This window comes from Segatella copri (assembly GCF_003465495.1).
In the GTDB taxonomy this organism is placed as follows: Bacteria; Bacteroidota; Bacteroidia; order Bacteroidales; family Bacteroidaceae; genus Prevotella; species Prevotella copri_G.
Genome location: NZ_QSAV01000054.1, coordinates 1 through 24,043 on the forward strand (window position 1 = coordinate 1; position 24,043 = coordinate 24,043).

Genomic DNA, 24,043 nt, shown 5'->3' on the forward strand with positions numbered 1-24,043 from the left:
TGTTATGAGGGAGGTCTCGACAAGAACGGCAAGCCTGCCGATACGCGTACTCCAGCCCAGAATCAGGCTCTGTATTCGCTTCTGGAGAGCCTCTGCCTCTCCTATCCTGATGCAGAGATACTGGGCCACCGCGATTTGCCAAACGTTCACAAAGACTGTCCGTCGTTTGATGTCAAGCGATGGCTGAAGTTGGTAGATTTCCACATCTAGCCGATTTTCGGAAAGGATTTCATTGTATTTATTTTTTTAAGTTGATTCAAGCCCCACAGGAAGCAGCAACGCTCTCCTATCGGGCTTTGATTATTGTGTAAAGAAGAGAAATTCAAAAAAAATATGAAAAGGCTTGCAAGTTTCGGAATATTGGCGTATATTTGCAGAAAAAAAAGAAAGGCTTATGAAATATTTGGATCCTAAGGCCGATTTGACCTTCAAAAAAGTGTTTGGCGAACATCCCGAGTTGGTAAAAAGTTTGCTTAACGCCCTTCTTCCTTTTAAGAGTGAGGAAGAGGAAATCACTTCTGTGACATATCTTACGCCTGAAATGGTTCCCCAGACACCCACACGAAAATATAGTATAGTGGATGTGAGATGCGAGGATGCCCAGGGACGTCAGTTTATTGTAGAAATGCAGATGGTTTGGTCTGCGGAGTTTAAGCAGCGAGTTCTCTTCAATGCTTCCAAGGCATATGTAAAGCAGCTAAACAGGGGAGAAGATTATTCTCTTCTGAAGCCAGTTTATTCTCTCAACTTGGTTAATGAAGTATTTGAGCCTGAACTGGATGATTATTACCACTATTACCATCTTGTACATGAGGAACATACCGAAAAAGTAATTGATGGTTTGCATCTGGTATTTGTAGAGTTGCCGAAGTTTACGCCTCATACGTTTACAGAGAAGAAAATGCAGGTTTTATGGCTTAGGTATCTGACAGAAATTGATGAGAAAACGAAGGAAGTTCCGGCAGAACTGCTGGCAAATCCGGAGATAGCCAAAGCCGTATCAGAGATTGAAGAATCAGCCTATACCGAGGAGGAACTTCTGGGTTATGATGAATTCTGGGATATGGTGAGCGTAGAGAAGACGCTTGCCGGCAGGTTGGAGCGTTTGACGAAGGCTAATGATGATACAGAGGAGAAACTTAAGGCAACCTCTAGTCAGTTGGAGGCAACCTCTAGTCAGTTGGAGGCAACCTCTAGTCAGTTAAAGGAAGCTGAGGAGCAGAGAAAGGAAGCTGAGGAGCAGAGAAAGGAAGCTGAGGAGCAGAGAAAGGAAGCTGAGGAGCAATTAAAAAAAGCTAATGAGGAAAAATTGCAATCAGCCCAAAAACTTCTACAGGCTGGAGTATCAGCTGATATTGTGGCAAGTACTCTTAACTTAAGTATGGATGAAATAAAAATTCACTAACTTTGCATCAGATATATACATTAGAATTCTTTACAAACAATAAAATGGAGAATAAAATAACGACAATGGAGCGGGGAATGCAGCGACGCACCGAACTGCTCCTGGGAAAGGATAATCTTGAGAAAATTCAGAAGGCAAGAGTGCTCATCTTCGGTATCGGAGGAGTAGGATCATGGTGCGCAGAAGGACTCCTGAGAAGCGGCGTGAGAAACATCACAATCGTAGACAGCGACAGGGTATGCGTAACCAACTGCAACCGCCAGCTGATGGCTACAAGCCGAACCATAGGCGAAGTGAAGGTAGAGGCGCTGCGCAACCGACTGCTCGAAATCAACCCCGATGCCAACATCACAGCCTATCAGAAAATATATCAGGCAGAAACTGCCGATGAATTCCACATGGAGCAATACGACTTCATCATCGATGCCATCGACTCGCTCAAGGATAAGGCTGATCTCATTCTGCGTGCCACTGCCCTGCCTAAGGAAATCACCTTTATATCTTCTATGGGAGCTGCCCTGCGCACCGACCCCTTCAAGGTAAGAAAATCTGAATTCTGGAAGGTGGATGGAGACCCGCTGGCAAGAGCACTACGAAAGAAATTCAAGAAGAACAAAACCTTCCCACGACGAAAATTCCAGTGCGTATACAGTGAAGAAAAACCGATGCAGAACCAGGGGGTGAACAAAGCCTGCGGCACGGGCGGATGCCTATGCCCGAAAGCCAAACTCATTAGCGGAGAGAGGGGTACCGATACTGCCGTATATGATGCTCCGGGCGACCAGCAACTGGTAGAACACGAATGGTGCTCTACTAAGGCACAGATCAACGGTTCGCTCTGTCACATCACCGCAACCTTCGGAATGGCTATCGCAGGAATGGTCATCAACCACATCATAGAATAACTGTTTTCTTTACAACAGTCACTTGAAAAGAAACTTACAAAACATACGCAAAAGGCGAGGCGCTTTCACAAGCTCCCCGCCTTTATTAATTATTCAAGTTTCGCAAGGTTCAGAAGTTTCTCGGGAGTAGTCTTATCAGCATTCGCCTCTATTCGTCTCTTCATATCGTCAAAGAATAAAGGTTAAATCCGATAAATCTTGTTAAACAAATTTTATCTTACCTCTTATGTTTATACCTTTGCACGCAAATTTATAATCACAAAGGACATTTTCATGTCCCAAAAAGGATAATATTTAATTTAAATAAGAGAAGAAAAATGAAAGAAAAAGCAGAAAGTTCAGTAGCCTGCAATCATCACAGAGTAGGCTTCCTGGGATTGCTCGTTACATTAGGCATTGTATTCGGAGACATCGGAACATCACCTCTCTATGTGATGAAGGCTATCCTGCATACGGGCGAAAGCATCAGCGAGAGCACCATCCTGGGCGCACTGTCATGCATCATCTGGACACTCACCCTCCAGACCACCATCAAATATGTATGCGTGGCGCTGCGTGCCGACAACAATGGCGAGGGAGGCATCCTCGCCCTCTATGCCTTGCTGCGCCGACTCAAGAGCAAGTGGATTTACCTACTGGCCATCATTGGCGCAAGCACCCTGCTGGCAGACGGAATCATCACCCCTGCCATCACCGTGACCACAGCCATCGAAGGACTCGAAAGCATCAGTCCCAACCTGCCAGTTATCCCCATCACCCTTGCCATCATCACCATCATCTTCTTCGTGCAGCGGTTTGGCACAGAGAGTATTGGCAAATCGTTTGGCGTATTTATGCTGCTATGGTTCCTGCTGCTGGGCGTGGTGGGAGCTTTCAGCATCACGTCTTACCCATTGATACTGAAGGCTTTCAACCCCTATTATGCTGCCATGCTGTTGGCAAAATCGCCTGAATGGTTTCTAATTCTGGGTGCCGTATTTCTCTGTACTACCGGTGCTGAGGCTCTCTATTCCGACCTGGGACATTGCGGCAGAAAGAACATCGCCATCAGCTGGGGCTTCGTAAAGACCATGCTCATTCTCAACTATCTGGGACAGGGAGCATGGGTGCTGAATCATGCAGATACGGCGCTGGCTGTGAATCCGTTCTTTGCCATCATGCCGCAGAGCATGCTGTTCTTCGCTATCATCATGGCCACGGGTGCGGCAATCGTTGCGAGCCAGGCACTCATCAGCGGAACCTTCTCCATATTGAGCGAAGCCATGAACCTGCACTTCTGGCCGCGCATGCGAATCAAGCATCCTACCCATGTTAAGGGGCAGCTCTATATCCCGATGATCAACTTCGCCATGTACATCGGCGTGGTTCTCATCATCCTGCTCTTCCGCAACTCCTCGCACATGGAGGCAGCCTACGGACTCGCCATCACCATCACCATGCTGATGACTACCCTGCTGCTCGGTTTCTACCTGCACAGCAAGGGAGTGGCACGGATTTTCACGATGCTGTTTATGGGTGCATACTGCATCATCGAAGCCATCTTCCTGACTGCCAATCTGTCAAAGTTTCTTGCAGGTGGATGGTGTACGATGCTCATTGGAGGAATCCTGTTCCTGATGATGTACGTGTGGGTGAAAGCCATGAAGATACGCCGCCATTATATCAGCACCAAACCGCTGGATGATTATTATCAGATTATCTCCGACATCAAGGCCGACGAGAGCATCCCTAAGTACGCTTCCAACCTGGTTTATGTGAACCACGCCAACAAGGAAGGTGCCGTAGATGACAAGTTGCTCTACTCCATCATCAACAAGCAGCCGAAACGTGCTGACCATTACTGGCTTATCAACATGGAGTTTGTTGACACTCCTGACACGCTGGAGTACAACTGCGAGACCCTGATTCCCGACGCCCTCTACAGCGTAACCATGCACATTGGTTTCCGCATAGAGCCTAGGGTGAGTCTCTATCTGCGACAAGTAGTGGAAGATCTGGTAGCAGACGGAAAGGTAGATTTGCAAAGCACCTATCCTTCGCTGCGCAAATACGGAATTCCGGGCGATTTCCGATTCATCATCATTCACCGCGTATATTACCCGGAGAGTTCAGATAATCGCCAACAGAACCTGCTGATGAGTATCTACGCTCTTATCAGCAAGATAGGTATTGACGAGCCTAAGGCATTGGGCCTCGACACTTCCATGGTAGTGGTAGAAAGAGTGCCGCTCATCATCAACCATCCGGTCATTAAGGACAAGGTCATTAAGGTTATTAAGGATTCTGAAACATCACAAAGCAGACAATAAGCAAAAAGGCGAGGCGCTTTCACAAGCTCCCCGCCTTTAACCTATTAGCTAGAAGATTATAGCTAACAACTAACACAAAACCTTATAACTATTTTCAAATCTTAATCGTTATTTGAACCTATGAACGAACATGTTTTTTTTAATTAGAGGATAGTCTTAACAGCCTCCAGCATGCCCTTCTCCTGAATAAGGTCAAGATCTTTCTTAACCAACTCGGTAAGGCCAGGAACTGTCTTGTTCAAATCCTCGTGCCAGATATAGTCGAAGCCCAATACGCCCTCAGCTACCTTCTGGGTATCGCCGGTAGCCCAAAGCTCGGTAAGCTTGTCCATAATCTTCTGGTCATCGTTTGGCTGGATAGGAGCACCATCCTCGCGAACACCACCCTTATAGTAAGTGATGATAGCAGCGAGACCGAATACCAAGCCCTGTGGCAACTCGCCCTTACGCTCAAGATAAATCTTGACACCAGGCAGGTCACGAGTCTCAAACTTAGGGAATGAGTTGAGCATGATGCTGGTTACCTGATGATCTACGAATGGATTCTCGAAACGCTCCAATACATCAGAAGCGAACTTCTGGAGCTCATCCATAGGGAGGTTCAGAGTCTGCATCAACTCCTCAAACTGTACCTTGTGGATGTACTTGCCCAATACCGGGTGCTCGCAGGCATCGCGAACAATGTTTACACCGCTGAGGTATGTAACAGGGCTCAATACGGTGTGAGGACCATTCAGCAGGGTAACCTTACGCTCGTGGTATGGCTTCTCATTATCTGTGATAAGCACGTGGAGACCTGCCTTATGAGCTGGGAACTCCTCCTGCATCTGCTCTACTGTCATATTTTCTGCCTTCTCGATTACCCAAAGGTGGAAGCTTTCTGCCTTAACTACGAGGTTGTCCTTGTAGCAAACCTTCTGCTGAATCTCCTTGATGGTATCGCGTGGGAAACCAGGAACGATGCGGTCTACCAATGTAGCGCAAACGTAACAGTGGTTGGTGAACCACTCCTTGAAGCCCTCGTAATCAGCACCCATATCTTCCTTCCAAAGCTCGATATACTGATAGATGCACTCCTTGAGGTGGTGACCGTTCAGGAAGATCAGCTCACATGGCATCAGGATCATACCCTTGGTTGGGTCGCCCTCGAAGAACTTGTAGCGGTGGAACAAGAGCTGAACCAACTTGCCTGGATAAGAAGCTGCAGGAGCATCTGTAAACTTGCAAGAGTCATCGAATGCGATACCAGCCTCTGTAGTGTTAGAGATGATGAAACGCATCTCTGGCTGCTCAGCCAAAGCCATGAATGCCTGGTTCTGAGAATATGGATTCAGCGCACGGCTGATAACGTCGATACGCTCCAATGTGTTGATAGCCTGGCCGTTCTCCTTACCCTGAAGGTTTACGTGATAGAGGCAGTCCTGACCGTTCAGCCAGTCAACCATACCACCAGCCAATGGCTGAACTACAACGACAGAACCGTTGAAGTCGGTCTTCTTGTTCATATTCCATACAATCCAATCTACGAATGCACGGAGGAAGTTACCTTCACCAAACTGAATGATTTTCTCTGGAGCGACGCTCTTAGGAGCAGTGCGCTTGTTTAATGCTTTTAGCTCTTTCATGATTTGTTTATTTTGTCTTTATTATTTTACTTTCTGTTTTAAATTCCAATCTATTCATCAGATTGTTTTTTCTGAGTGCAAAGGTAGTAAATATTTCGTTTGATTGTTCCAAAAACAGCGAAAAACTTCACGCAAACCTTTACGCTCCTCACCGGTTCTATACCTTATCATATATAGAACTGCGCAGGCACCAAATAAAGAAGTAGGGATTTTCCCCCACCCCTTTAGGGGAAATCCCGACCGTGGAAGCAAAAAACATCGTATCTTTGCACCAGAAAAAAGAAACATGAAGTATAACAATTTAAAGATATACGATTATGAAACGAATGATAATAGCTCTGGTAGCCATGTTCATGATGACATTCACTACCGCTTCTGCAATGAGTTATGAGCAGGCAAGACAGCAGGCTCTCTTCCTGACAGACAAGATGGCTTACGAGCTCAATCTTACGGAAGACCAGTATGAGGCAGCTTACGAGGTGAACCTCGACTACCTGATGAGTGTAGATACATACGATGACCTATATGGTGTTTACTGGCGCCAGCGCAATATGGATTTGAGCTATATCCTGCTCGACTGGCAGTATAGAACATATCTCAATGCCACCTATTTCTACCGTCCGCTCTACTGGAATGCGGGCTACTGGCACTTCGGCATCTACGCCCGCTATCCTCGCCGCGACTATTTCTACTTCGGTCGCCCTCACTTCTACGTATCTTACCGTGGAGGTCATAGCTGGCGAGTAAACGGAAACAGAAGCTGGTATCACGGAAGAAGTTTTGGCGGACCTCACCCAGGAGGACATCCTAGAGTAGGTATGAGAGACGGATTCAACCGTGGTGATTACGGCAGAGGAAGATCTTTCGGAAATCTGAACCGCGAGAACAGACCTCAGATGAATCCAAACCGTGGTTTCGGTAATGCAAGCCGCCCTAACAACAACGCTGGCTTCGGAAACAGCAGCCGCCCTCAGAACGGAGGCTTCGGAAATAACAACGGAGGTTTCGGCAACAGCAGCAACCGGGGCTTCGGCAATAGCAACAGCCGCCCTAACCGCGGTTTCGGCAGCAGCAACAGCAGCACCAGCAACAACCGTGGGTTCGGAAACAGCAGCCGTGGTTTCGGAAACAGCAGCTTCGGAAGCGGAAGAAGTAATATCTTCGGGGGCAACCGCAGCAGCATGAGCCGTTCATTCAGCAGCGGGTCTGGCAACCGTGGCGGCGGATTCACCCCTCGCTCTTCTACACCAAGCAAGAACAATGGCGGTGGAAGCTTCGGACACAGAAGATAAGAAAAGAGAAAGAGTTATAATTTCAAGTTTATAAAGACAGAGAGTTAAGAAAATCAAGACCTCAAGTAAGAGAGTAAGAAAAATCAAGTACAAAAAATGGGAATTTGCATCGGTTCATACCATTCGCAAATTCCCATTATTATTTTATCAACTTTCAGTAAAAGTTTTACTCCAATCCGAAGAGCGATTTCAAACCGCCATCTACGCCCGAGAATCCCATGAAGGCGAGGCTGAGGAGCGCTGCAGTTACCATGACGATAGCTACGCCCTGCATGCCCTTAGGAATACGGACCAAAGCCTGCTGCTCGCGAATGCCGGCAAAGACAATGAGAGCCAGGGCAAAGCCGAGAGCGGTAGAGAAGGCGTAAACCACGCTCTCAAGCAGATTGTAATCCTTCTGGATAACCAGGATGGCTACACCCAGCACGGCACAGTTGGTAGTAATCAGAGGCAGGAAGATACCGAGCGCCTGATAAAGTGCAGGAGAAACCTTCTTCAGGATAATCTCTACCATCTGAACCAAGGCTGCAATCACGAGGATGAATGCCAGGGTCTGGAGATATTGCAATCCGAACGGATCGAGTACATACTTCTGAACACACCAGGTAATGATGGTTGCCAGGGTCAAGACAAAAGCAATGGCACCACCCATACCGATGGCTGTATCAACTTTCTTCGATACGCCCAGGAATGGACAGATACCGAGAAACTGCGACAAGACGATGTTGTTGACGAATATCGCAGAGATAAATATCAATAAATATTCCATAATTTCTATTTTATTTCATTGATTTGAAGCGATGCCTACGCTTACTTCTTTACCTTATTAAATATAGCAATGATGTAACCCAAGGTGAGGAATGCTCCAGGAGGCAGGATGAACATCAGAATGTTGGTAGTCTCCGGCAACAGAGTGATACCGAATACACTACCTGCACCGAGTATCTCGCGGGCACTACCCAGGATGGTCAAACCGAGGGTGAAACCCAAACCGCAACCAATGCCATCGAAGAGGCTGGCAATAGGCGAATTCTTGGCAGCAAAGCTCTCTGCTCTACCCAGGATGATACAGTTTACTACAATCAGCGGAATATAAATACCCAGCGCCTGATTGATGCTGTCGGGAGCATAAGCGCTCATCAACATCTGAAGGATGGTTACGAAGGCTGCAATCACTACGATGAAAACAGGGATGCGAACCATATCCGGGGTAATCTTCTTGATACAGGAAATAACAAAGTTGGTACAAATCAGCACCGCCATGGTAGCCAATCCCATAGAGAGACCGTTGATGGCGCTGGTTGTTGTAGCCAAAGTAGGACACATACCGAGAAGCAACACGAAGGTTGGATTCTCCTTGATGAGTCCGTTCATCAAAATCTTAACATTACTCATATCGGTTTATCCTTTCTTTTCGTTATGTTCAACTTTAGATACACCACTCTCTGCATCTGCTTTCTGAGATGCACCGCTCTCGCCGTCAACATCCTTCTTGGCATAAACGGCATAAGCCTGGTTGATAGCCTTGAGGAAGGCGCGGCTGGTAATGGTAGAAGCGGTGATGGCGTCTACTGCATTGCCACTCTTATCGTCCTTAGATACGTGGAGGTCGCCATCCTTTGGAGTCTTACCGATGATGCTACCCTTTCCGTCCTTCTGGAACCAGGTAGCAGCCTTGGCACCCAGACCCGGAGTCTCTGAAGCCTGAAGCACGGTATAACCCATAATCTTGCCCTCGGTATCGAAACCTACGAGCACCTTCAAATCGCCGCCGAAACCACCGGTAGTACTCTCTACAGCTGCTCCCAACTCCTTACCGCTCTTGTCTGAGCACTTGTGGATGGTGAAAGAGAATTCCTTACCGCCAAACTCCTGCTTCACCTCTTCAGGATCAGCCACCTGGAGTTCTTCTGTACCCATCACGCTCTTAATACCGGCAGCCAGACTCTGTGCAGCCTTCTCAGCGATAGGACCAGATGTAAGATGATTGATATATGCAAGCACGGCACCTACGATGAGCGCTACGCCCACCAGCACAAGCACCATGTTCTTTAATGATGATTCTAATTTCTGCATGTCTCTGTCCTCCTTATTTCTTAGCAGGCTTCTCACCGAAGCGCTTTGGTTTAACGTATGTGTTAATAAGAGGTGTGAACGCATTCATGATAAGAATGGCGAACGACATACCTTCTGGATAGCTACCCCAGTTACGGATGATGACGGTCAGCAGACCGATGCATACACCATAGATAAGCATGCCCTTGTGGGTCATCGGAGAGGTTACATAATCAGTAGCCATGAAGATGGCACCGAGCATCAGACCACCACTGAAGATGACAGCCAGAGGATTGGCATAAACAGGATTAGCCAAATGCATCAAACCGCTGAAAATGAATACGGTAGCGATGATGCTGACTGGAATATGCCAGGTAATGACCTTCTTCCAGAGCATGTAAGCCAAACCGAGCAAGAGCGCAACGGCACAAACCTCACCGGTAGTACCGGCACCGAAAGTATCGCCTGTAGCACCGAAGAGCATGCTCATCGCATCAGGCAACTGGTTGAGAACAGAAGCATCGCCCGTCTTGATGGCGGTCTTCATGATAGCCAGCGGAGTAGCACCCGTTGTAGCATCGGTATAGCTGAGCATCTGTCCAGCCACTGGCCATGAAGTCATCTGGGCAGGGAAGCTGACGAGCAGGAAGCAACGGCCTACCAAAGCGGGATTGAAAGGATTGTTACCCAAACCGCCGAAGCTCATCTTACCTACACCGATGGCAAACAGGGCACCGATGATGATGATCCAGAGAGGAAGGTTACTTGGCAAGTTCATGCCGAGCAAGAGACCGGTAATGATGGCAGAACCATCGAGCAAGCTGGTCTCCTCCTTCAGGAGATATTTTGTAATTGCCCACTCAAAGAAGACGCAGGCTGCCACAGAGGTGAGCAGAACAACTGCTGAACCCAAGCCGAAGAAATAGAAAGATGCGAGGATGGCAGGCACAAGAGCGATAATCACTCCGTACATGTTCTTCTCTACGCTCTCATTTCCATGAGCGTGTGGCGATAATGAAACGATTAATTTTCCCATTTTATCTTTTAAATTCTTTCTTAAATGAAATTCATTCTTGACGTGAACGCTTACTTCTTGGCGTTGCGAGCTCTGATGATGCCCATTACCGCACCCTTACCATTGATAATATTATCGAGGATAGGACGATGTGAAGGACAGGTGAACTGGCATGAACCGCAGGCAATGCAGGATGTTACCTCCTCTGCCTCCAGGCGCTCATAATCCTTCACTACGCTCAGGGTAGCAAGCAAGTATGGCTCCAGGCCCATCGGGCAGGCATCCACACACTTGGCACAGCGGATACAGGGCTGAGCCTTCTTGCGATGAGCATCAGCATCGGTCAATACGGTGATTGAGTTGGTACCCTTGGTTACCGGTACATCGAGGCTGATTACAGCCTTACCCATCATCGGACCACCAGCCAGCACCTTGTTGTCGCCCTCTGGCAAACCGCCGCAATTCTCTATCATCTGAGAGAATGGAGTTCCTATACGCACGAGGAAATTGCCCGGGTTCTTCACCTGCTTGCCGGTTACGGTAGTATAGCGCTCGAAGAGAGGTTTATTCTTCATAACTGCCTGATAAACAGCGAAGGCAGTACCTACATTCTGAACAATTGCTCCAACGTTGACAGGGATAGCTGGAGGAGCAGGAACCTGACGGCGGATAACGGCATCCACCAGCTGCTTCTCACCACCCTGTGGATACTTCTTGGCAAGAGGCACAATCTCGATACGAGAATCATTGGCTGTCTTCTCCTCGAAGAGCTTGATGGCTGCAGGTTTGTTATCCTCGATACCGATATAACCCTTCTCTACCTTAGCCGCCTTCATCAGAAGGTTCAAGCCAACGAGAATCTCATCGGCATGCTCCATCATCAGGCGATAGTCGGCTGTGATATAAGGCTCACACTCTACACCGTTGATGATGACGCACTCAGCCTTGGCTCCTGGAGGAGGACAAAGCTTGATGAAGGTAGGAAAACCGGCACCACCCATACCAGTGACACCTGCTACCTTGATGCGGTTTACGATTTCCTCTGGAGTAAGCTCAGTATGAGGCTCAAGCGTCTCGAGTTTATCAGAGCGGTCGATACTCTCCTCCCACTCATCGCCTTCTACATTAATAATAATACAAGGCTTGCGATAACCGGTAGCATCAATAGATGTATCTACCTTGAACACAGTTCCTGATACGGAACTGTAAATAGGAGCACTCACAAAGCCACCAGCCTCAGCAATGAGTGTACCCACCTTCACCTTGTCGCCCTTGGCTACTACAGGCTTGGCAGGAGCACCGATGTGCTGACCAAGTGGGAAAATAGCCTGCTTAGGGAGAGGAGCTACCTGAGTAGCCATCTCGGCAGTAATCTTATTCTCTTCTGGGTGAACTCCACCAATTCTAAAAGTTCTCAAATTCATGATTATTCCTCCTTTTTCTTAACTGGGAAATTTACTTTTACGAGAGCACCTGTTGGGCATTCGTCAACACACTTGGTACACATGCGGCACTTATTGAAGTCAACATAAGCCACATTGTTCTCAATGGTAATTGCATCAAACTTGCAGACCTTCTGACACTTACCGCATCCGATGCAAGCAACGCTACAAGCCTTCTTGGCAACAGCACCCTTGTCGTGGTTTACGCACTGAACGTAAACTCTACGGCCCTTAGGACCCTTCTTGCGGAGCTCGATGATATGACGTGGACAAGCGTTGGCGCAAGCACCACAACCCGTACACTTCTCTTCATCTACCTCAGGAATGCCAGTTTCAGGATTGATAGAGATTGCACCAAACTGGCAGGCAGCCACGCAATCGCCACAACCCAGACAGCCGAATCCGCAGCCTGTTTCGCCAGCGCCACATGAATTCATAGCTGCACAAGTGTGCAAACCATCATACTCGGCAATGCGAGGACGATTCTCGCAAGTACCATTACAACGAACCACAGCCACCTTTGGCTCGGTATTGGCTACTGCCATACCTAAAAGGTCGGCTACCTTGCCCATCACATCGGCACCACCTACCGGACACATCAGTCCATCGATAGAACCGGCATCAGCACCCTTCACCAGAGCTGCAGCCATACCGGAACATCCGGCAAAACCGCAACCACCACAGTTGGCACCTGGCAGAATCTCTCCTACCTGGCCCAAGCGAGGGTCTTCTTCGACGGCAAACTTCTTAGATACTCCGAAGAGAACCAGCGCTGCAATCAGCGCGATTGCTCCGAGAACCAAGACAGCAATCAAAATAAAATTCATAATTTTTTGTGTTTTGTTTTGTTATTTTCTTTGTTTTAAAATAAAGGCTCATCGCAGAAACCACAAGAGCACATCACGCACCCTACATTTCTATAGAGAAGCTCAGTTTGTTTTTAAGTTTGTTTCTGAATAAGTAGAGCACCACATAGTATGGAATGAGAATGCCCAATGCCGAGAGCGCTGCGGCTCCCTCTGAGTGAGTAGCTTTCAGTACACCCACCAAAGCGATCACCATCAGCATCAGCGGCAAGAGATAGCCATAGAAACTGGCTCTGAAGCCTACAGCCGAATCAGCAGTCACCACCACGCTATCGCCTTTGTGGTAGAGAGACGCCTCTGAGGTAGAAACCTCAATCATCTTCTCTTTCGATTCAGATGCAGTACAATGAGCAGCCACCTTGCAAGCGCTGCAGGCTGACGACTGTACGATGCGAATGCACACACAACCTTCTTCTACGCTTTCTACGATGCCAGAATGTTTTATTTTGTTATTCATTTGTAATGTTGAGATTGCATTTTTGCAATTCAAGTGCAAAGATACTACATTATTTAGAAATGGCAAACAAAATCGAAAAGAAAATATAAAAAAAGAAGCGTAAACGTTATCTATACCCTGGAATCAGGCAGTTTGAGAACAAATTAAAAGCAAAAATGCTTTTTTTTAGCAACTTCTTTTGGTGATATCAATTTTTTATGTACCTTTGCATTGATTATTAAAGAATTGATATGGAAACATTAGAGCAAACAATCATGCAAGTAGAGCGCTTTATCAGAAAAGTGGCTCAAAAGTTCCCTGCGCCAGAATCTGACGACGAGACTTCTCAAATGACCGACATCCACGTAAGGGTTTCGCAAGACAGTGGCGAACTCCTGGCCTTTGACGACGATGACAACGAGATTACCCGCTGCGTTGTTGAGCAATGGATAGAAAACAAGGATGAAGACTTCTACGACGAGGTAGCAAAGCTGCTTCGCGATGTATTGCGCAAACAGGCTGATATCATAGATCATCTCGGCATTCTCAAGCCATACAGCTTTGTGCTCGAAGATGAGGATAAAGAGCATATTGGCGAGCTCTATCTTGCTGACGATGATACGATCATTGTAGGTGGTGACTTGATGGAGAATCTGGACAACGATCTGGATAACTTCCTGAACGACCTGCTGAAAGAATAAAAAATACAGGATGAAAGGACTACCCGCTCCCCCATCCCAACAAAATAAAAAACCGTTGCACTCTCTCCTATCGAGTACAACGGTTTTTCTGTTTTTAACGGTCTTTCCGTTTATATCATCTAACCAATCTAAAAAGAAATTTTCTTTTTCTTACCTTTACTTTCGTTTCCTACACGGTCGAGAGCAGTTACTACATACACATATTTCTTGCCACTCACATAAGGGATGCGATAGAAATTATCATAAGTTACTGCCTGGAGTGCAGAAACATCATTGAGATTTACCTTAGCTCCTTTCTCAAAACGGTAGATAGCAAAACGGTTCACCTGATCGCCCCACTTTTTCTTGCTAGCCTTAGGAGCCTTCCATACCAGCAGCGGACCTTTCTCAGTCCACATCAGCTTGAGACCCTTTACCCCCTTTGGCGCCTTATTATCAAGGAAAGGCATAGAGGGTGGCAATGCTGGATACTTCCAATAATTGTTGCGGAGTGTATGTCCGATATTACCTACATTATCGGCAGCAGTCTGCGCATACCAGAGCACAGTACCCTTCACATTATTCATCTGCTGATGCAAACGGTGCTTGGCAGGCAACTGATGACTGCGCGGATTGACTGGGTCAGCAAACTTGGCTGTACGCTCTATATCTTCACCTATATATAATGGGCGGTTGCCAGCATGCTTATTCCACCAGGTTATGAGCGTCTTGTAATCGGCAGCACGATTGCCTATCTCCCAATAAATCTGAGGCACACAATAGTCTATCCAACCATTATTCACCCAAAGCAAAACATCTGCATAAAGATCATCATAATTCTGGAGGCCGAAAGTTTCAGAACCATTAGGATCGGTACGCTTGTTGCGGTAGATGCCGAATGGAGAAACACCAAACTTGACCCAAGGCTTAACGGCATGAATGGATTCGCTGAGCTGCTTTACAAACCGGCTCACGTTATCACGGCGCCAATCACCTATGTTTCGCATGCCGCGCGACTGCTGGCGGAAGAGCTGCTGATCAGGAATCTGTCGTCCGGCCTCTGGATATGGATAGAAATAATCATCAATATGGAATCCATCAACATCATATCGGCTTACAATGTCCACAGCCACCTCGCAAATATAATCGGCTGCAGCCTGCAACCCAGGGTTCAACAGCGTCAGCTTGCCATACTGAAAACAGAGATCAGGACGCCTCTTCACGATATTCTTCGGCGAAACCTGCTCATAGGAAGTTACGCTATGCTTGGCACGATAAGGATTAATCCAGGCATGAAGCTCCATGCCACGATTATGACACTGCTCTATCATCCACTGCAACGGATCCCAATAAGGAGAAGGAGCCTTTCCCTGCACCCCCGTAAGAAACTTGCTCCAAGGCTCTAAATCACTCTTATACAGAGCATCACACTCGGCTCGAACCTGAAAGATTATCGCATTCACGCCATCCTTCTGCAGTTCATCAAGCTGTCTGGTAAGCATCGCCTGGATCTGCTGCGTACTCTTGCCCAGATACTGTCCGTTAACGCACTGTATCCAGGCTCCACGAAACTCTCGTTTGTTCTGAGCCTTCATTGTTGCCGACGACATCAGCATCATTGCAACAACGAGCATCAAAATCGCTTTCAGTCTTTTCATCTGTTATCTGTTATTTATCAATTTCATTTTTTCCTTTTCATTCTACAGTTTGTTCTTCATCCCTCAGCTTCGGGAGTGAAATATGGTATCTTACAGCCAGCAATCGGATGGCACAGACCACACAGAAAGCTACAATCACCGTAATATAGAGGCTCACACCCAGATAGCTCAATCCCCAATAAGCCAAACCACCGGCGACACAAGCCATCGCATAAATCTCCTTTCGGAAGATGACCGGCTCTTCATTAAGAAGCACATCGCGGATAACACCGCCTGCAGCACCCGTGATACAGCCCATGATGATGGCTACCCAAAAGGAGAAACCACATTCGAGCGACTTCTGGATGCCCGCAATATTGAAAAGCGCCAAGCCCAAGGTATCAAACAGAAACCAGGTATTGTCAAGACGCTTGAGATAGCGGTGGCAAGCAATCACTACCAACTGCGCAAACAGCGTACAAATCAGGTAGATAGGGCTCAACATCCAAAACGGACGCACACCAAGCATCACATCTCGTATGGTTCCACCACCTATGGCTACAGCCACACCACAAACAAAACCGCCCAGCCAATCATAGTGCTTACTTGCTGCCAGGCGAATGCCCGAAAGGGCAAAAGCAAATGTACCGATGAATTCTATCACGCTATGAAGCGTGAGCACAAATTCCGGATCGCCATGTATCATCATTTTCTCGTATCAGTTAGTTGCTCTAAATATCAATTTCTAATTATTCTTTCTAATCACTATTTCTTGAATCTTTCTCCCCAGCAGGTAACCATCCAGTTGTAGAGGCGCTCCTCGGAAGGCGAATGCTGCGCATGCCAGAAGCGGGCATCCTTCAGTTCGTCTGGCAGATACTGCTGCTCAGTGAAATGTCCAGGATAATCGTGAGGATACTTATATCCGTCATGATAGCCCAAATCTTTCATCAGTTTGGTAGGAGCATTGCGGATGTGCAGCGGAACAGGCAGATTACCCGTTTGCCGTACAGTAGCCAGCGCATCATTAATGCCCAGATAAGCACTGTTGCTCTTCGGACTCGTGGCCAGATAAACCACAGCCTCAGCAAGGGCGATACGCGCTTCGGGCCACCCTATCTTCATCACCGTATCGAAAGCTGCATTGGCAAGCAGGAGTGCATTCGGATTGGCAAGTCCCACATCCTCAGAGGCACTAATCACAACCCTACGTGCTATAAACTGCGGGTCTTCTCCTCCTTCTATCATCCTCGCCATCCAATAAAGCGCAGCATCGGGATCGCTTCCGCGAATACTCTTGATAAAGGCTGAGATAATATCATAATGCATCTCACCCTGTTTATCGTAAGCCAGCGGATTCTGCTGCAACTGCTCTTCTACCATCTTGTCGGTAATCACAATCTCTGAAGATCCGGCAGATTCTACCACCAGTTCCAGAATATTGAGCAGTTTGCGGGCATCTCCACCACTATATCGCAGCAGCGCGCCCGTCTCTTCCAACTTAATAATCTTTTCTCTGAGTTCTACATCCTGCGTAATGGCACGATGCAGAAGCCCTTCAAGATCAGCCTTTTCGAGCGATTTGAGAACATAGAGCTGACATCTGGACAACAGCGGCCGAATCACCTCGAACGAAGGATTCTCGGTGGTAGCACCTATCAGCGTAACAATGCCCTTCTCTACCGCACCCAAAAGCGAATCCTGCTGACTCTTGGAGAAACGGTGAATCTCATCAATAAACAATATAGGAGAAGCCGAATTAAAGAATCTACCACTCTTTGCTCTTTCTATCACCTCGCGGACATCCTTTACGCCACTGGTCACCGCAGAGAGGGTGAAGAACGGCACCTTGATGGTTTGTGCCACGATTTGAGCAAGGGTAGTCTTGCCCACTCCTGGGGGTCCCCAGAGGATAAAAGAGGATATGCGCCCTGCGTCAATCATCTTGCGCAGCACGGCCCCCTCACCTACCAAATGCTGCTGTCCTACATAGTCAGCAAGCGTGTGAGGTCTCATTCTTTCAGCTAACGGTTCACTCATAGTACGTGCAAAGGTAATGAAAAAAATCGAATTCCAAATAAAAAAGTGACCAAAAACACAAAAAAACAGCAAGAAAATTTGGATATATAAAAAGAAGTACTTACTTTTGCACACACAAACACAATTGAAGATGAATAAAGATAAAATATTAACACTGAAGAATGTTACTAAAAGTAGCATTTGGGAATTGCAGGAGAACGATGTGTTCCGTCTTTGGGAAGCAGTAGAAAAGGATGCTGACCTCAAGGATTACCAGAACAAGTATATCGCAGTTATCCGCAGCGCATTCGAAATGGAACCAGTGACGGTAGACCGTCCTGAAGTGATTGACAAACTGATGGCACGCGGCTTTAAGATTGGCACTTTCCGCATCAACGACAAGAAGGAAAAGTATGCCATCAAAAAGCGCCCTATCATGCGCGTTACTGACCTTACTTACGAAAATGTAAGTCACATCACCGCCAATAAGCTCATCGAACTCTTGGAGCGCAACTTTGGTGGTGGCTGGGAGAGTCTGCCTCAGAGCATCCAGGACATCATCGAAAGTAATTTCGACATCAGCACAACTACTCTTCCTGCTGACCGCCTGAAAAAGCCAGGAGGTCTGTACGAGAAAAAGCTCGCCGATGACTACGAAGTGCTCGTGGTACCAAAAGGTTCTTGGGTAGAAGCTATCTTTGCCAAGGAGAAGCCAAAGGTAGAAAAGGTTCGCATGAGATTCGATGATGAGAATGATTTGAAACGCAACGACGACCTGCTCGACCCAGACGAGGATGAAGACGAGGATGCACCAGAAATCGAGGATCACTACAACGATCCAGATGAGGATGACGATGCATTCGATGACGACAAGCTTACTGAGGAAAGCTACCGTACTACCTTCGAAGACCCGGAGAACCTCGGTCTTGATGATGCAGAAGACGTAGCCGACGATGATTATTAATTCAGTTTATACATTATTATAATATAAAGAGAAATGAACGCATTAATTGGATTTGTTGCATTGATCGCTGTGGGCCTCGTAGGTTGGGCGATTGCAGAATTTAAGTACAAGGCTTTCACTTTCACCCGTTCAGAAAAGGACATCGAGGAAGAGAAAGAGCTTGAAGAGCAGAAACGCGCAGAGGGTTTCAAGGAGATGAACATCCGCGACATCATGCGCAAAAACTCAACCAATGGTTATAACGCCGTAGGTTAGTATTATGTTAATTTACCTATGCTTATGATACAGTATATCATCATAGCAATCATATTGGCGGCATGCGTAACGTATGCCGCCATTTGTATCTACCGCGCCATTAAACAAGCCCGAGAGTGCAAAAACTATCAATGTTCCGGCTGCCCGTTCGTTGAGAAATGCCAAAAGAATAAAAAGAAAGAGGCTACTCAGCGGAAAGAACAATAGCAGTTTTCATAAAAAATTACGCTAAAATCAGCCGAATAGCTAAAAATGAACTATTTATGAGTTTTTCACCTCAACAGAGGTAATGATTTAGCAACAGTTCTAAATTCTGCAATCTGCATACGTTTGCTGCCTAACAACTCTTTTCGGCTGCAAAAATACAAAAAAAATAATGAATCTAAGAATTTTATTAAACAAAAAATATCAAACAGAGTAATATGTTGCAAAAAGCACGGTCTTACTAGTAGTCTGTAAAGTCTAAAAGTTGAGTAAAACGTCGTTCGTCACATACTGATGATTGATGAAATATCACACGTGCCTTACTAAACTTTTAGACTTTACAATCTACTAGTTGTTTATTTTGCGAAATACGTATTTACAACATTTGTTGTTGTATTTTGCAATTTTAGCAACTTGTCGGTAAATTCTAAAACTTTAAACTTAACAGGGAAAGTTTTTGTACCCTTTCCTTCTGATGGAAAAATAACATAAAATGTTTCTACGTTTTCCTGCTGTATTAAGTATGGCTTCTCTATAGTATGAGTCTGTCCATTAAAGGAGAAACTAGTTGTGTATGTCGTATCTTTGAATATAAGATTCGAAGTATAAGACTTTCCTTTTGGCAATTGCAACTCCCATTTTTTACCTTTTAAGCTGTCGATTTTAAATGATTGTGCATGAACTAATTGCCCATTTAGGAACAATAGAGAAATAAAAAAATATTTAAAAATTAACTTCATATTTATTTAATTACTTTATACCTGTTAATACTATATTATAATCTTGTAAAAAATACCCAGCATTAACTGAGTACATACAAGCAAGCTCAGGGTCCATATAAATAGCAGCACCCGTATTGGAGTTATATCCTACACATAACACATTATGGGCAGAGCTTTCTATTTGGCTATTTACATCAGTCATGACGGGATGCTTGGCATCTATTGCAGACTTATAATTTGTAAATGTTTGAGTTTTAAAGAAATGTGTTACAAAAGGCTCGATATAATCCAAAGAAACACCATCAATCAAAGGATTTGAATTATATGTTTGTGTATAATATAGAATATACGCTCCCTCATTTACTGTTCCACCAAAAACTTTATTGTTTGCATACTCCATAATTGATGTTACGCAGGCATTAGGTATTTGCTTTGCCATTGTTGTTGGCAAACTACTTTTGACAAAGACATCACCTTTTTGTTTTGAATATTTTGTCGGGTTATAAATTATTTGAGTGGAAATCTGTTCTTTCGACACATTGTCTGGCTCGATTAAATCAGTCCCTTCACATGCGACCAAAAAAGTCACAGGAATAAAAAATAACAAATGTTTTATCTTCATATACATTTTCCTTTCCAAATGGTTTCGTCATTCAATTCTTGCACTTGTAGCAACCATTTTTAAACCTACAAGATTCTATATTTTTTTGCAAATTTACAAAAAAAATATTTTAAGTGTTGAAAAATTAAAATTATTTATCCTTTTTAACAATCTATCTTTGTTTGTTTTTATACACAACTACTTCTCTTGTCTTGTAATTATTTGGATGCAAAGTATGTTTAATGGTTAAGTTTTTCGAAAGAAGAGCATTTTTTGTTTTGCGTATAATTTACGTTAAATTTTATAGGATTAAAGTACAATGATAACATTTTTACTCTATCTTTGCAAAATAAACATTTAATTTTCAATAGTTATGAAACATTTATATTTTTTTCTTATAGTGTCATTCTGTTCATCATTACTCAGTTGCACTAATGATGACAGCTTTCTCGCTCATGATTTTGAGACTCAGCAAAATCGTGCTTTGTCTATTTACACCGGAAACTACAACATCTATCAGATTGCTAAAAAGGTGTCATTACCATCGGTTTCCACAACCAAATTAAACTCAGTAATAACAAATTGCTGTAACGACTATCCTGTTATTAAGTGGCTACATAATTATGCAAAAGATAAAAAATACAATTTTTCAGATGTAAATATTACATCTAAAGGCATGAATGGGAATCCTGCTGCCTATGACCATAGTACAAAAATCCTGTCATTTTTAACAAGCAATGCTATAAATAACACAACTTATCCAGAAGAGTTCATACATATGAACCAAGATAATGTGTATTTTGGAGGAATTGGCACATATGAAAAAACTGCCATGCTAAATATAGAGTTCGAATCAAAATTCATTCAAGATGTTATTCATGCGCCTTATGGAACACAGTTAGTTGGTTCTGGCAATAAGTATTACAATTCATATATCAATTGGGTGTATTCATTTAATCCAACATCTTCATTTCCAAATTTTACCGCAGTAGAATCTGGTTATAACAATATTTCTTGGTGGCAATTTGCTCAGGACTTCAAGGAAAGTTCTCCTTCTCCTTACAAAGATTACGTTATGAGCAATGTGCTTGTAGCAAAACTTATAGATATTATAGGGAATAATTTTGGCAAAAATACAAAAAGTATCGCTTTGGCTAGTTCAAAAAACAGTACAATCTTACCCCAAAGTTTCAAATATAAAGGAAAAACATTTATAGTAAAAGAGAACATTATCAAAAATGCACAAAACAAAATCTCTTTTGCCAATATTGCTGTATCTAGTACTTTAAAAATCAACAAATGTATCCCTGTAGATTCTATAGTCAGACAAGTATTCTCAAAAGAACGTATAAAGTATCTAGCCGAAAGAAATGAAAAAATCATTTGCTTAACTGTATTTGATGGTCAAAGTGGAAAAATAGAAGAAGTCAGTTTTTCTCTGACTTTTGCACCTGATATTACAGAAAAGGAAATTTTTAATTTAGAGCAAATTATAAAAAATCAACTTTTTTCTTTTGAAGATACAAATACTCAAGAACATTATAGATTTGTACAAGCTATAGATTTTACATTGCTGAACAAATGATATAAACCTGTTGACGATTTCTTACTCGCCAACAGGTTTAAATTTAAATCACGCATACGTAGGGACGATTGCTGGATAAAAAACATTCAAATATATCTGTATAGGCGTTTAGAGCTTACAAAAACTTCACATAGAATATCAAACTGGTTGATTTTCAACAGAAGTGTTACAAGTGATACCTAAGACTTTTAGTGGTTTTTATGAAATAGCTGCACTATTTATTGCAAGATACACTCATTCTCAATGTTTTAGGTAGTGTGTACTAAATACCCATGCAGACAAATATATTTTGCTGCGTTGGCTCTTCTTAAATTTTATTACATTTATGTATATAGGTTTTGGGAGACATTTACCGCTATACATAAAATGGAGTTCTGGAGACTATCAAATGGTTCTTATCATTAATTAGAGAAAGATTTTGTACTAAAATTTGAGAAGAACCTTGCGCGTTTGTTCCTTGCTCCTTGCCATAAGATACAAATCTGATTATAATCGAAAATGATGATTTCTTCTATCTTTTGAGATATTCCATTGCTCCTTGAACCATTCTATAATAGGCTGTCTATTGATATACAAAAACAGTTGGTTCGGCTTGGTAGAATCAGAAAACACCTTGATTTCCGCATTCTCCACATTGAACTTTCTTCTGTGTTCCTCGGAATAGAGTGAACCGCTAAAGTTGAGTGCCTTTCCGGTCAGAAGCACTCCGATTTGCTCGACTGTGAATCCTATCTTCCTGCACAGGTCTTCCATTTGCAAGCGTGCCTCCAACATCGGGAACCAACGCTTGGCTTTGCGGATGATGTCGTTGAGCATCGTTACCTCCGTGGAGTGCTTGCTCTCCAAATTCGCGACCTCCGATTGGTGCTTCCGCTGCATCTCGTCAAGTTGTTTGCTGTGACTGTCCTCCGTTCGCTGAATTTTCTCATGGAGTTCGTCAATGTATTGCTCTCGGTCTGTCACAAGCTCGCACAACTTTCGGTTGTGTTGCTCCACCTCCTTCAATTTTCCACTACCCAAAAGAGAACCAATCTTCGACACAAAGGCAGTCTTGGCTTCCGTCTTAGCAGCCTGTAGTTTCTCCGTGTTGATTTCGCTCTTGGTCTGTTTGAGCAGTCGCTCTGCTTCCTCCACATCGGATTGCAGCAGTTTCATGCAGTTTTGAAGTCTCTCCGTCTCTCGCTTGATGTTACGATAATACTGTGCCGTGGTGGTATGCCTCGCATCCGATCCACGGACACCTCGCTTCAAGCCATACTTGCCCATGGCTTCCGCATAACTGTCGTGATAGCCAACCATCTTGTCACGGTTGAGCACATCATCGGCACACAACCTCACGACATTGGCTTTCTTGCGGTATGTCCGCTTGCCCTCTTCCGTTGTCTTGTTCTTCGCCTTTCTCCGTTCGCCAGTCACTATCGGAACGATGGAGGCGTGGAGATGTGGCGTGTGCTCGTCCATGTGGAGAACCACCGACACGACATTCTCCTTGCCGAACGTGTCCTGCAACCACTTCAAGCTGTCGTTGCACCAATCGTCAAGCTGATCATTGGCTGCGATGTTCATCATGTCCTCGTGCGTTCCAGACAGCACGGTTCTAATCACCCTCACCTGGTCATTGGTTATCTTGCGCTTGATGCCTGCCGTCTTGATGCGGTGGGCGATGGCTTCGTCACGACCATACACACCGCTCGGCATCTTGACAAGCTCACGGTTGAGGTGAGTTCTCGTAGGGTCAGCGTTGTCGGGTATCACCTTGCGCTCTATGTGGTCTGACTCCCTTGCGTCAGAGCTGCCCTTTGCCTTCTTGAAATCCAAACTGAAATGTCCCATAATAAACTTGTTTTTGAGTTGTACAAATCCGCTTGCCGCATTGCGCCCTGCGCATGGCTCACGGGGTTTCAAAAGGGGATGCCCCTTTTCTCAAATGGGTGTTTTTAGCGGTGGCGTGCCACTGCGTCAAGAAAACGCCCTATTGAGCTATGGCTTTTCCGTTCAGAATAGCCATTGGAGCAGGAACCGCCTA

General features: G+C 45.0%; 22 protein-coding genes and 1 pseudogene. 9 read left to right on the top strand and 14 right to left on the bottom strand.

Going from position 1 to position 24,043, the window contains the following annotated elements; genetic code table 11:
- The 4 genes and pseudogenes from DWV53_RS13115 to DWV53_RS13130 form a co-directional block, all read left to right on the top strand.
- A pseudogene (locus DWV53_RS13115) lies at positions 1–210 on the top strand (N-acetylmuramoyl-L-alanine amidase); the annotation flags it as partial.
- Between the two features lie 184 nt (positions 211–394).
- The gene (locus DWV53_RS13120; protein WP_118154777.1) at positions 395–1,405 is read left to right on the top strand and encodes an Rpn family recombination-promoting nuclease/putative transposase; all 1,011 of its coding nucleotides are present in this window, start codon (positions 395–397) and stop codon (positions 1,403–1,405) included.
- 44 nt (positions 1,406–1,449) lie between these two features.
- Positions 1,450–2,310: a tRNA threonylcarbamoyladenosine dehydratase gene (locus DWV53_RS13125; protein WP_118154780.1), complete on the top strand. Its 861-nt coding sequence runs from the start codon at positions 1,450–1,452 to the stop codon at positions 2,308–2,310.
- Positions 2,311–2,627: 317 nt separating this feature from the next.
- Complete coding sequence (locus DWV53_RS13130) at positions 2,628–4,619, top strand: KUP/HAK/KT family potassium transporter (RefSeq protein WP_118154738.1); 1,992 nt, start codon at positions 2,628–2,630, stop codon at positions 4,617–4,619.
- A 143-nt stretch (positions 4,620–4,762) separates the two neighbouring features.
- Here DWV53_RS13130 and DWV53_RS13135 read toward each other — a convergent pair whose 3' ends face one another.
- A complete protein-coding gene (locus DWV53_RS13135; RefSeq protein WP_118154741.1) occupies positions 4,763–6,244 on the bottom strand; it encodes a tagaturonate reductase in 1,482 nt (493 codons plus the stop codon).
- A gap of 317 nt (positions 6,245–6,561) precedes the next feature.
- Between DWV53_RS13135 and DWV53_RS13140 the strand changes: the two genes are divergently transcribed.
- Positions 6,562–7,536, top strand: a complete 975-nt coding sequence (locus DWV53_RS13140) for a hypothetical protein (RefSeq protein ID WP_118154743.1) — start codon at positions 6,562–6,564, stop codon at positions 7,534–7,536.
- Between the two features lie 166 nt (positions 7,537–7,702).
- Here the strand turns inward: DWV53_RS13140 and rsxA are convergent, their stop codons facing one another.
- The 7 genes from rsxA to DWV53_RS13175 all read right to left on the bottom strand — a co-directional run bounded on the left by rsxA (position 7,703) and on the right by DWV53_RS13175 (position 13,371).
- The gene (rsxA, locus tag DWV53_RS13145; RefSeq protein WP_006848658.1) at positions 7,703–8,305 is read right to left on the bottom strand and encodes an electron transport complex subunit RsxA; all 603 of its coding nucleotides are present in this window, start codon (positions 8,303–8,305) and stop codon (positions 7,703–7,705) included.
- Between the two features lie 41 nt (positions 8,306–8,346).
- Entirely contained in the window at positions 8,347–8,931 is a 585-nt protein-coding gene (rsxE, locus tag DWV53_RS13150; protein WP_022121864.1) for an electron transport complex subunit RsxE, read from the bottom strand.
- A gap of 6 nt (positions 8,932–8,937) precedes the next feature.
- Positions 8,938–9,612, bottom strand: a complete 675-nt coding sequence (locus DWV53_RS13155; protein ID WP_118154746.1) for an RnfABCDGE type electron transport complex subunit G — start codon at positions 9,610–9,612, stop codon at positions 8,938–8,940.
- Between the two features lie 13 nt (positions 9,613–9,625).
- Positions 9,626–10,627, bottom strand: a complete 1,002-nt coding sequence (locus DWV53_RS13160; protein ID WP_118154749.1) for an RnfABCDGE type electron transport complex subunit D — start codon at positions 10,625–10,627, stop codon at positions 9,626–9,628.
- A gap of 50 nt (positions 10,628–10,677) precedes the next feature.
- On the bottom strand, positions 10,678–12,030 hold the full coding sequence (rsxC, locus tag DWV53_RS13165; protein ID WP_118154752.1) for an electron transport complex subunit RsxC: 1,353 nt from the start codon (positions 12,028–12,030) through the stop codon (positions 10,678–10,680).
- A 2-nt stretch (positions 12,031–12,032) separates the two neighbouring features.
- Positions 12,033–12,875 (bottom strand): Fe-S cluster domain-containing protein, encoded by an 843-nt coding sequence (locus tag DWV53_RS13170; RefSeq protein ID WP_117692396.1) that lies wholly within the window; start codon positions 12,873–12,875, stop codon positions 12,033–12,035.
- Between the two features lie 82 nt (positions 12,876–12,957).
- Positions 12,958–13,371 (bottom strand): SoxR reducing system RseC family protein, encoded by a 414-nt coding sequence (locus DWV53_RS13175; protein WP_118154755.1) that lies wholly within the window; start codon positions 13,369–13,371, stop codon positions 12,958–12,960.
- 230 nt (positions 13,372–13,601) lie between these two features.
- Between DWV53_RS13175 and DWV53_RS13180 the strand changes: the two genes are divergently transcribed.
- The gene (locus DWV53_RS13180) at positions 13,602–14,051 is read left to right on the top strand and encodes a hypothetical protein (protein WP_117585988.1); all 450 of its coding nucleotides are present in this window, start codon (positions 13,602–13,604) and stop codon (positions 14,049–14,051) included.
- Positions 14,052–14,179: 128 nt separating this feature from the next.
- On the opposite strand, the gene DWV53_RS13185 is transcribed toward DWV53_RS13180, so the two are convergent.
- Genes DWV53_RS13185 through DWV53_RS13195 form a run of 3 tightly spaced genes read right to left on the bottom strand, consistent with a single transcriptional unit; the run spans position 14,180 to position 17,707 of the window.
- Complete coding sequence (locus DWV53_RS13185; RefSeq protein WP_118154758.1) at positions 14,180–15,688, bottom strand: glycoside hydrolase family 10 protein; 1,509 nt, start codon at positions 15,686–15,688, stop codon at positions 14,180–14,182.
- A 37-nt stretch (positions 15,689–15,725) separates the two neighbouring features.
- Positions 15,726–16,373 carry a trimeric intracellular cation channel family protein gene (locus DWV53_RS13190; protein ID WP_117692538.1) on the bottom strand — a complete coding sequence of 216 codons (648 nt, stop codon included), beginning with the start codon at positions 16,371–16,373 and terminating at the stop codon, positions 15,726–15,728.
- A 59-nt stretch (positions 16,374–16,432) separates the two neighbouring features.
- Positions 16,433–17,707: a replication-associated recombination protein A gene (locus tag DWV53_RS13195; RefSeq protein WP_118154761.1), complete on the bottom strand. Its 1,275-nt coding sequence runs from the start codon at positions 17,705–17,707 to the stop codon at positions 16,433–16,435.
- A 130-nt stretch (positions 17,708–17,837) separates the two neighbouring features.
- Between DWV53_RS13195 and DWV53_RS13200 the strand changes: the two genes are divergently transcribed.
- Both DWV53_RS13200 and DWV53_RS13205 read left to right on the top strand, forming a co-directional pair.
- Positions 17,838–18,650, top strand: a complete 813-nt coding sequence (locus DWV53_RS13200) for a hypothetical protein (protein WP_118154764.1) — start codon at positions 17,838–17,840, stop codon at positions 18,648–18,650.
- A gap of 33 nt (positions 18,651–18,683) precedes the next feature.
- Complete coding sequence (locus tag DWV53_RS13205; protein ID WP_022121874.1) at positions 18,684–18,905, top strand: hypothetical protein; 222 nt, start codon at positions 18,684–18,686, stop codon at positions 18,903–18,905.
- 560 nt (positions 18,906–19,465) lie between these two features.
- Here DWV53_RS13205 and DWV53_RS13215 read toward each other — a convergent pair.
- Entirely contained in the window at positions 19,466–19,849 is a 384-nt protein-coding gene (locus DWV53_RS13215; RefSeq protein WP_106812876.1) for a hypothetical protein, read from the bottom strand.
- 10 nt (positions 19,850–19,859) lie between these two features.
- Positions 19,860–20,453 carry a C39 family peptidase gene (locus tag DWV53_RS13220; RefSeq protein WP_022328649.1) on the bottom strand — a complete coding sequence of 198 codons (594 nt, stop codon included), beginning with the start codon at positions 20,451–20,453 and terminating at the stop codon, positions 19,860–19,862.
- A gap of 352 nt (positions 20,454–20,805) precedes the next feature.
- On the opposite strand from DWV53_RS13220, the gene DWV53_RS13225 reads away from it, so the two are divergent.
- Positions 20,806–22,017 carry a hypothetical protein gene (locus DWV53_RS13225; RefSeq protein WP_118154771.1) on the top strand — a complete coding sequence of 404 codons (1,212 nt, stop codon included), beginning with the start codon at positions 20,806–20,808 and terminating at the stop codon, positions 22,015–22,017.
- 486 nt (positions 22,018–22,503) lie between these two features.
- Here DWV53_RS13225 and mobV read toward each other — a convergent pair whose 3' ends face one another.
- Positions 22,504–23,850: a MobV family relaxase gene (mobV, locus tag DWV53_RS13230; RefSeq protein ID WP_118154774.1), complete on the bottom strand. Its 1,347-nt coding sequence runs from the start codon at positions 23,848–23,850 to the stop codon at positions 22,504–22,506.
- Between the last annotated feature and the right edge of the window lie 193 nt (positions 23,851–24,043).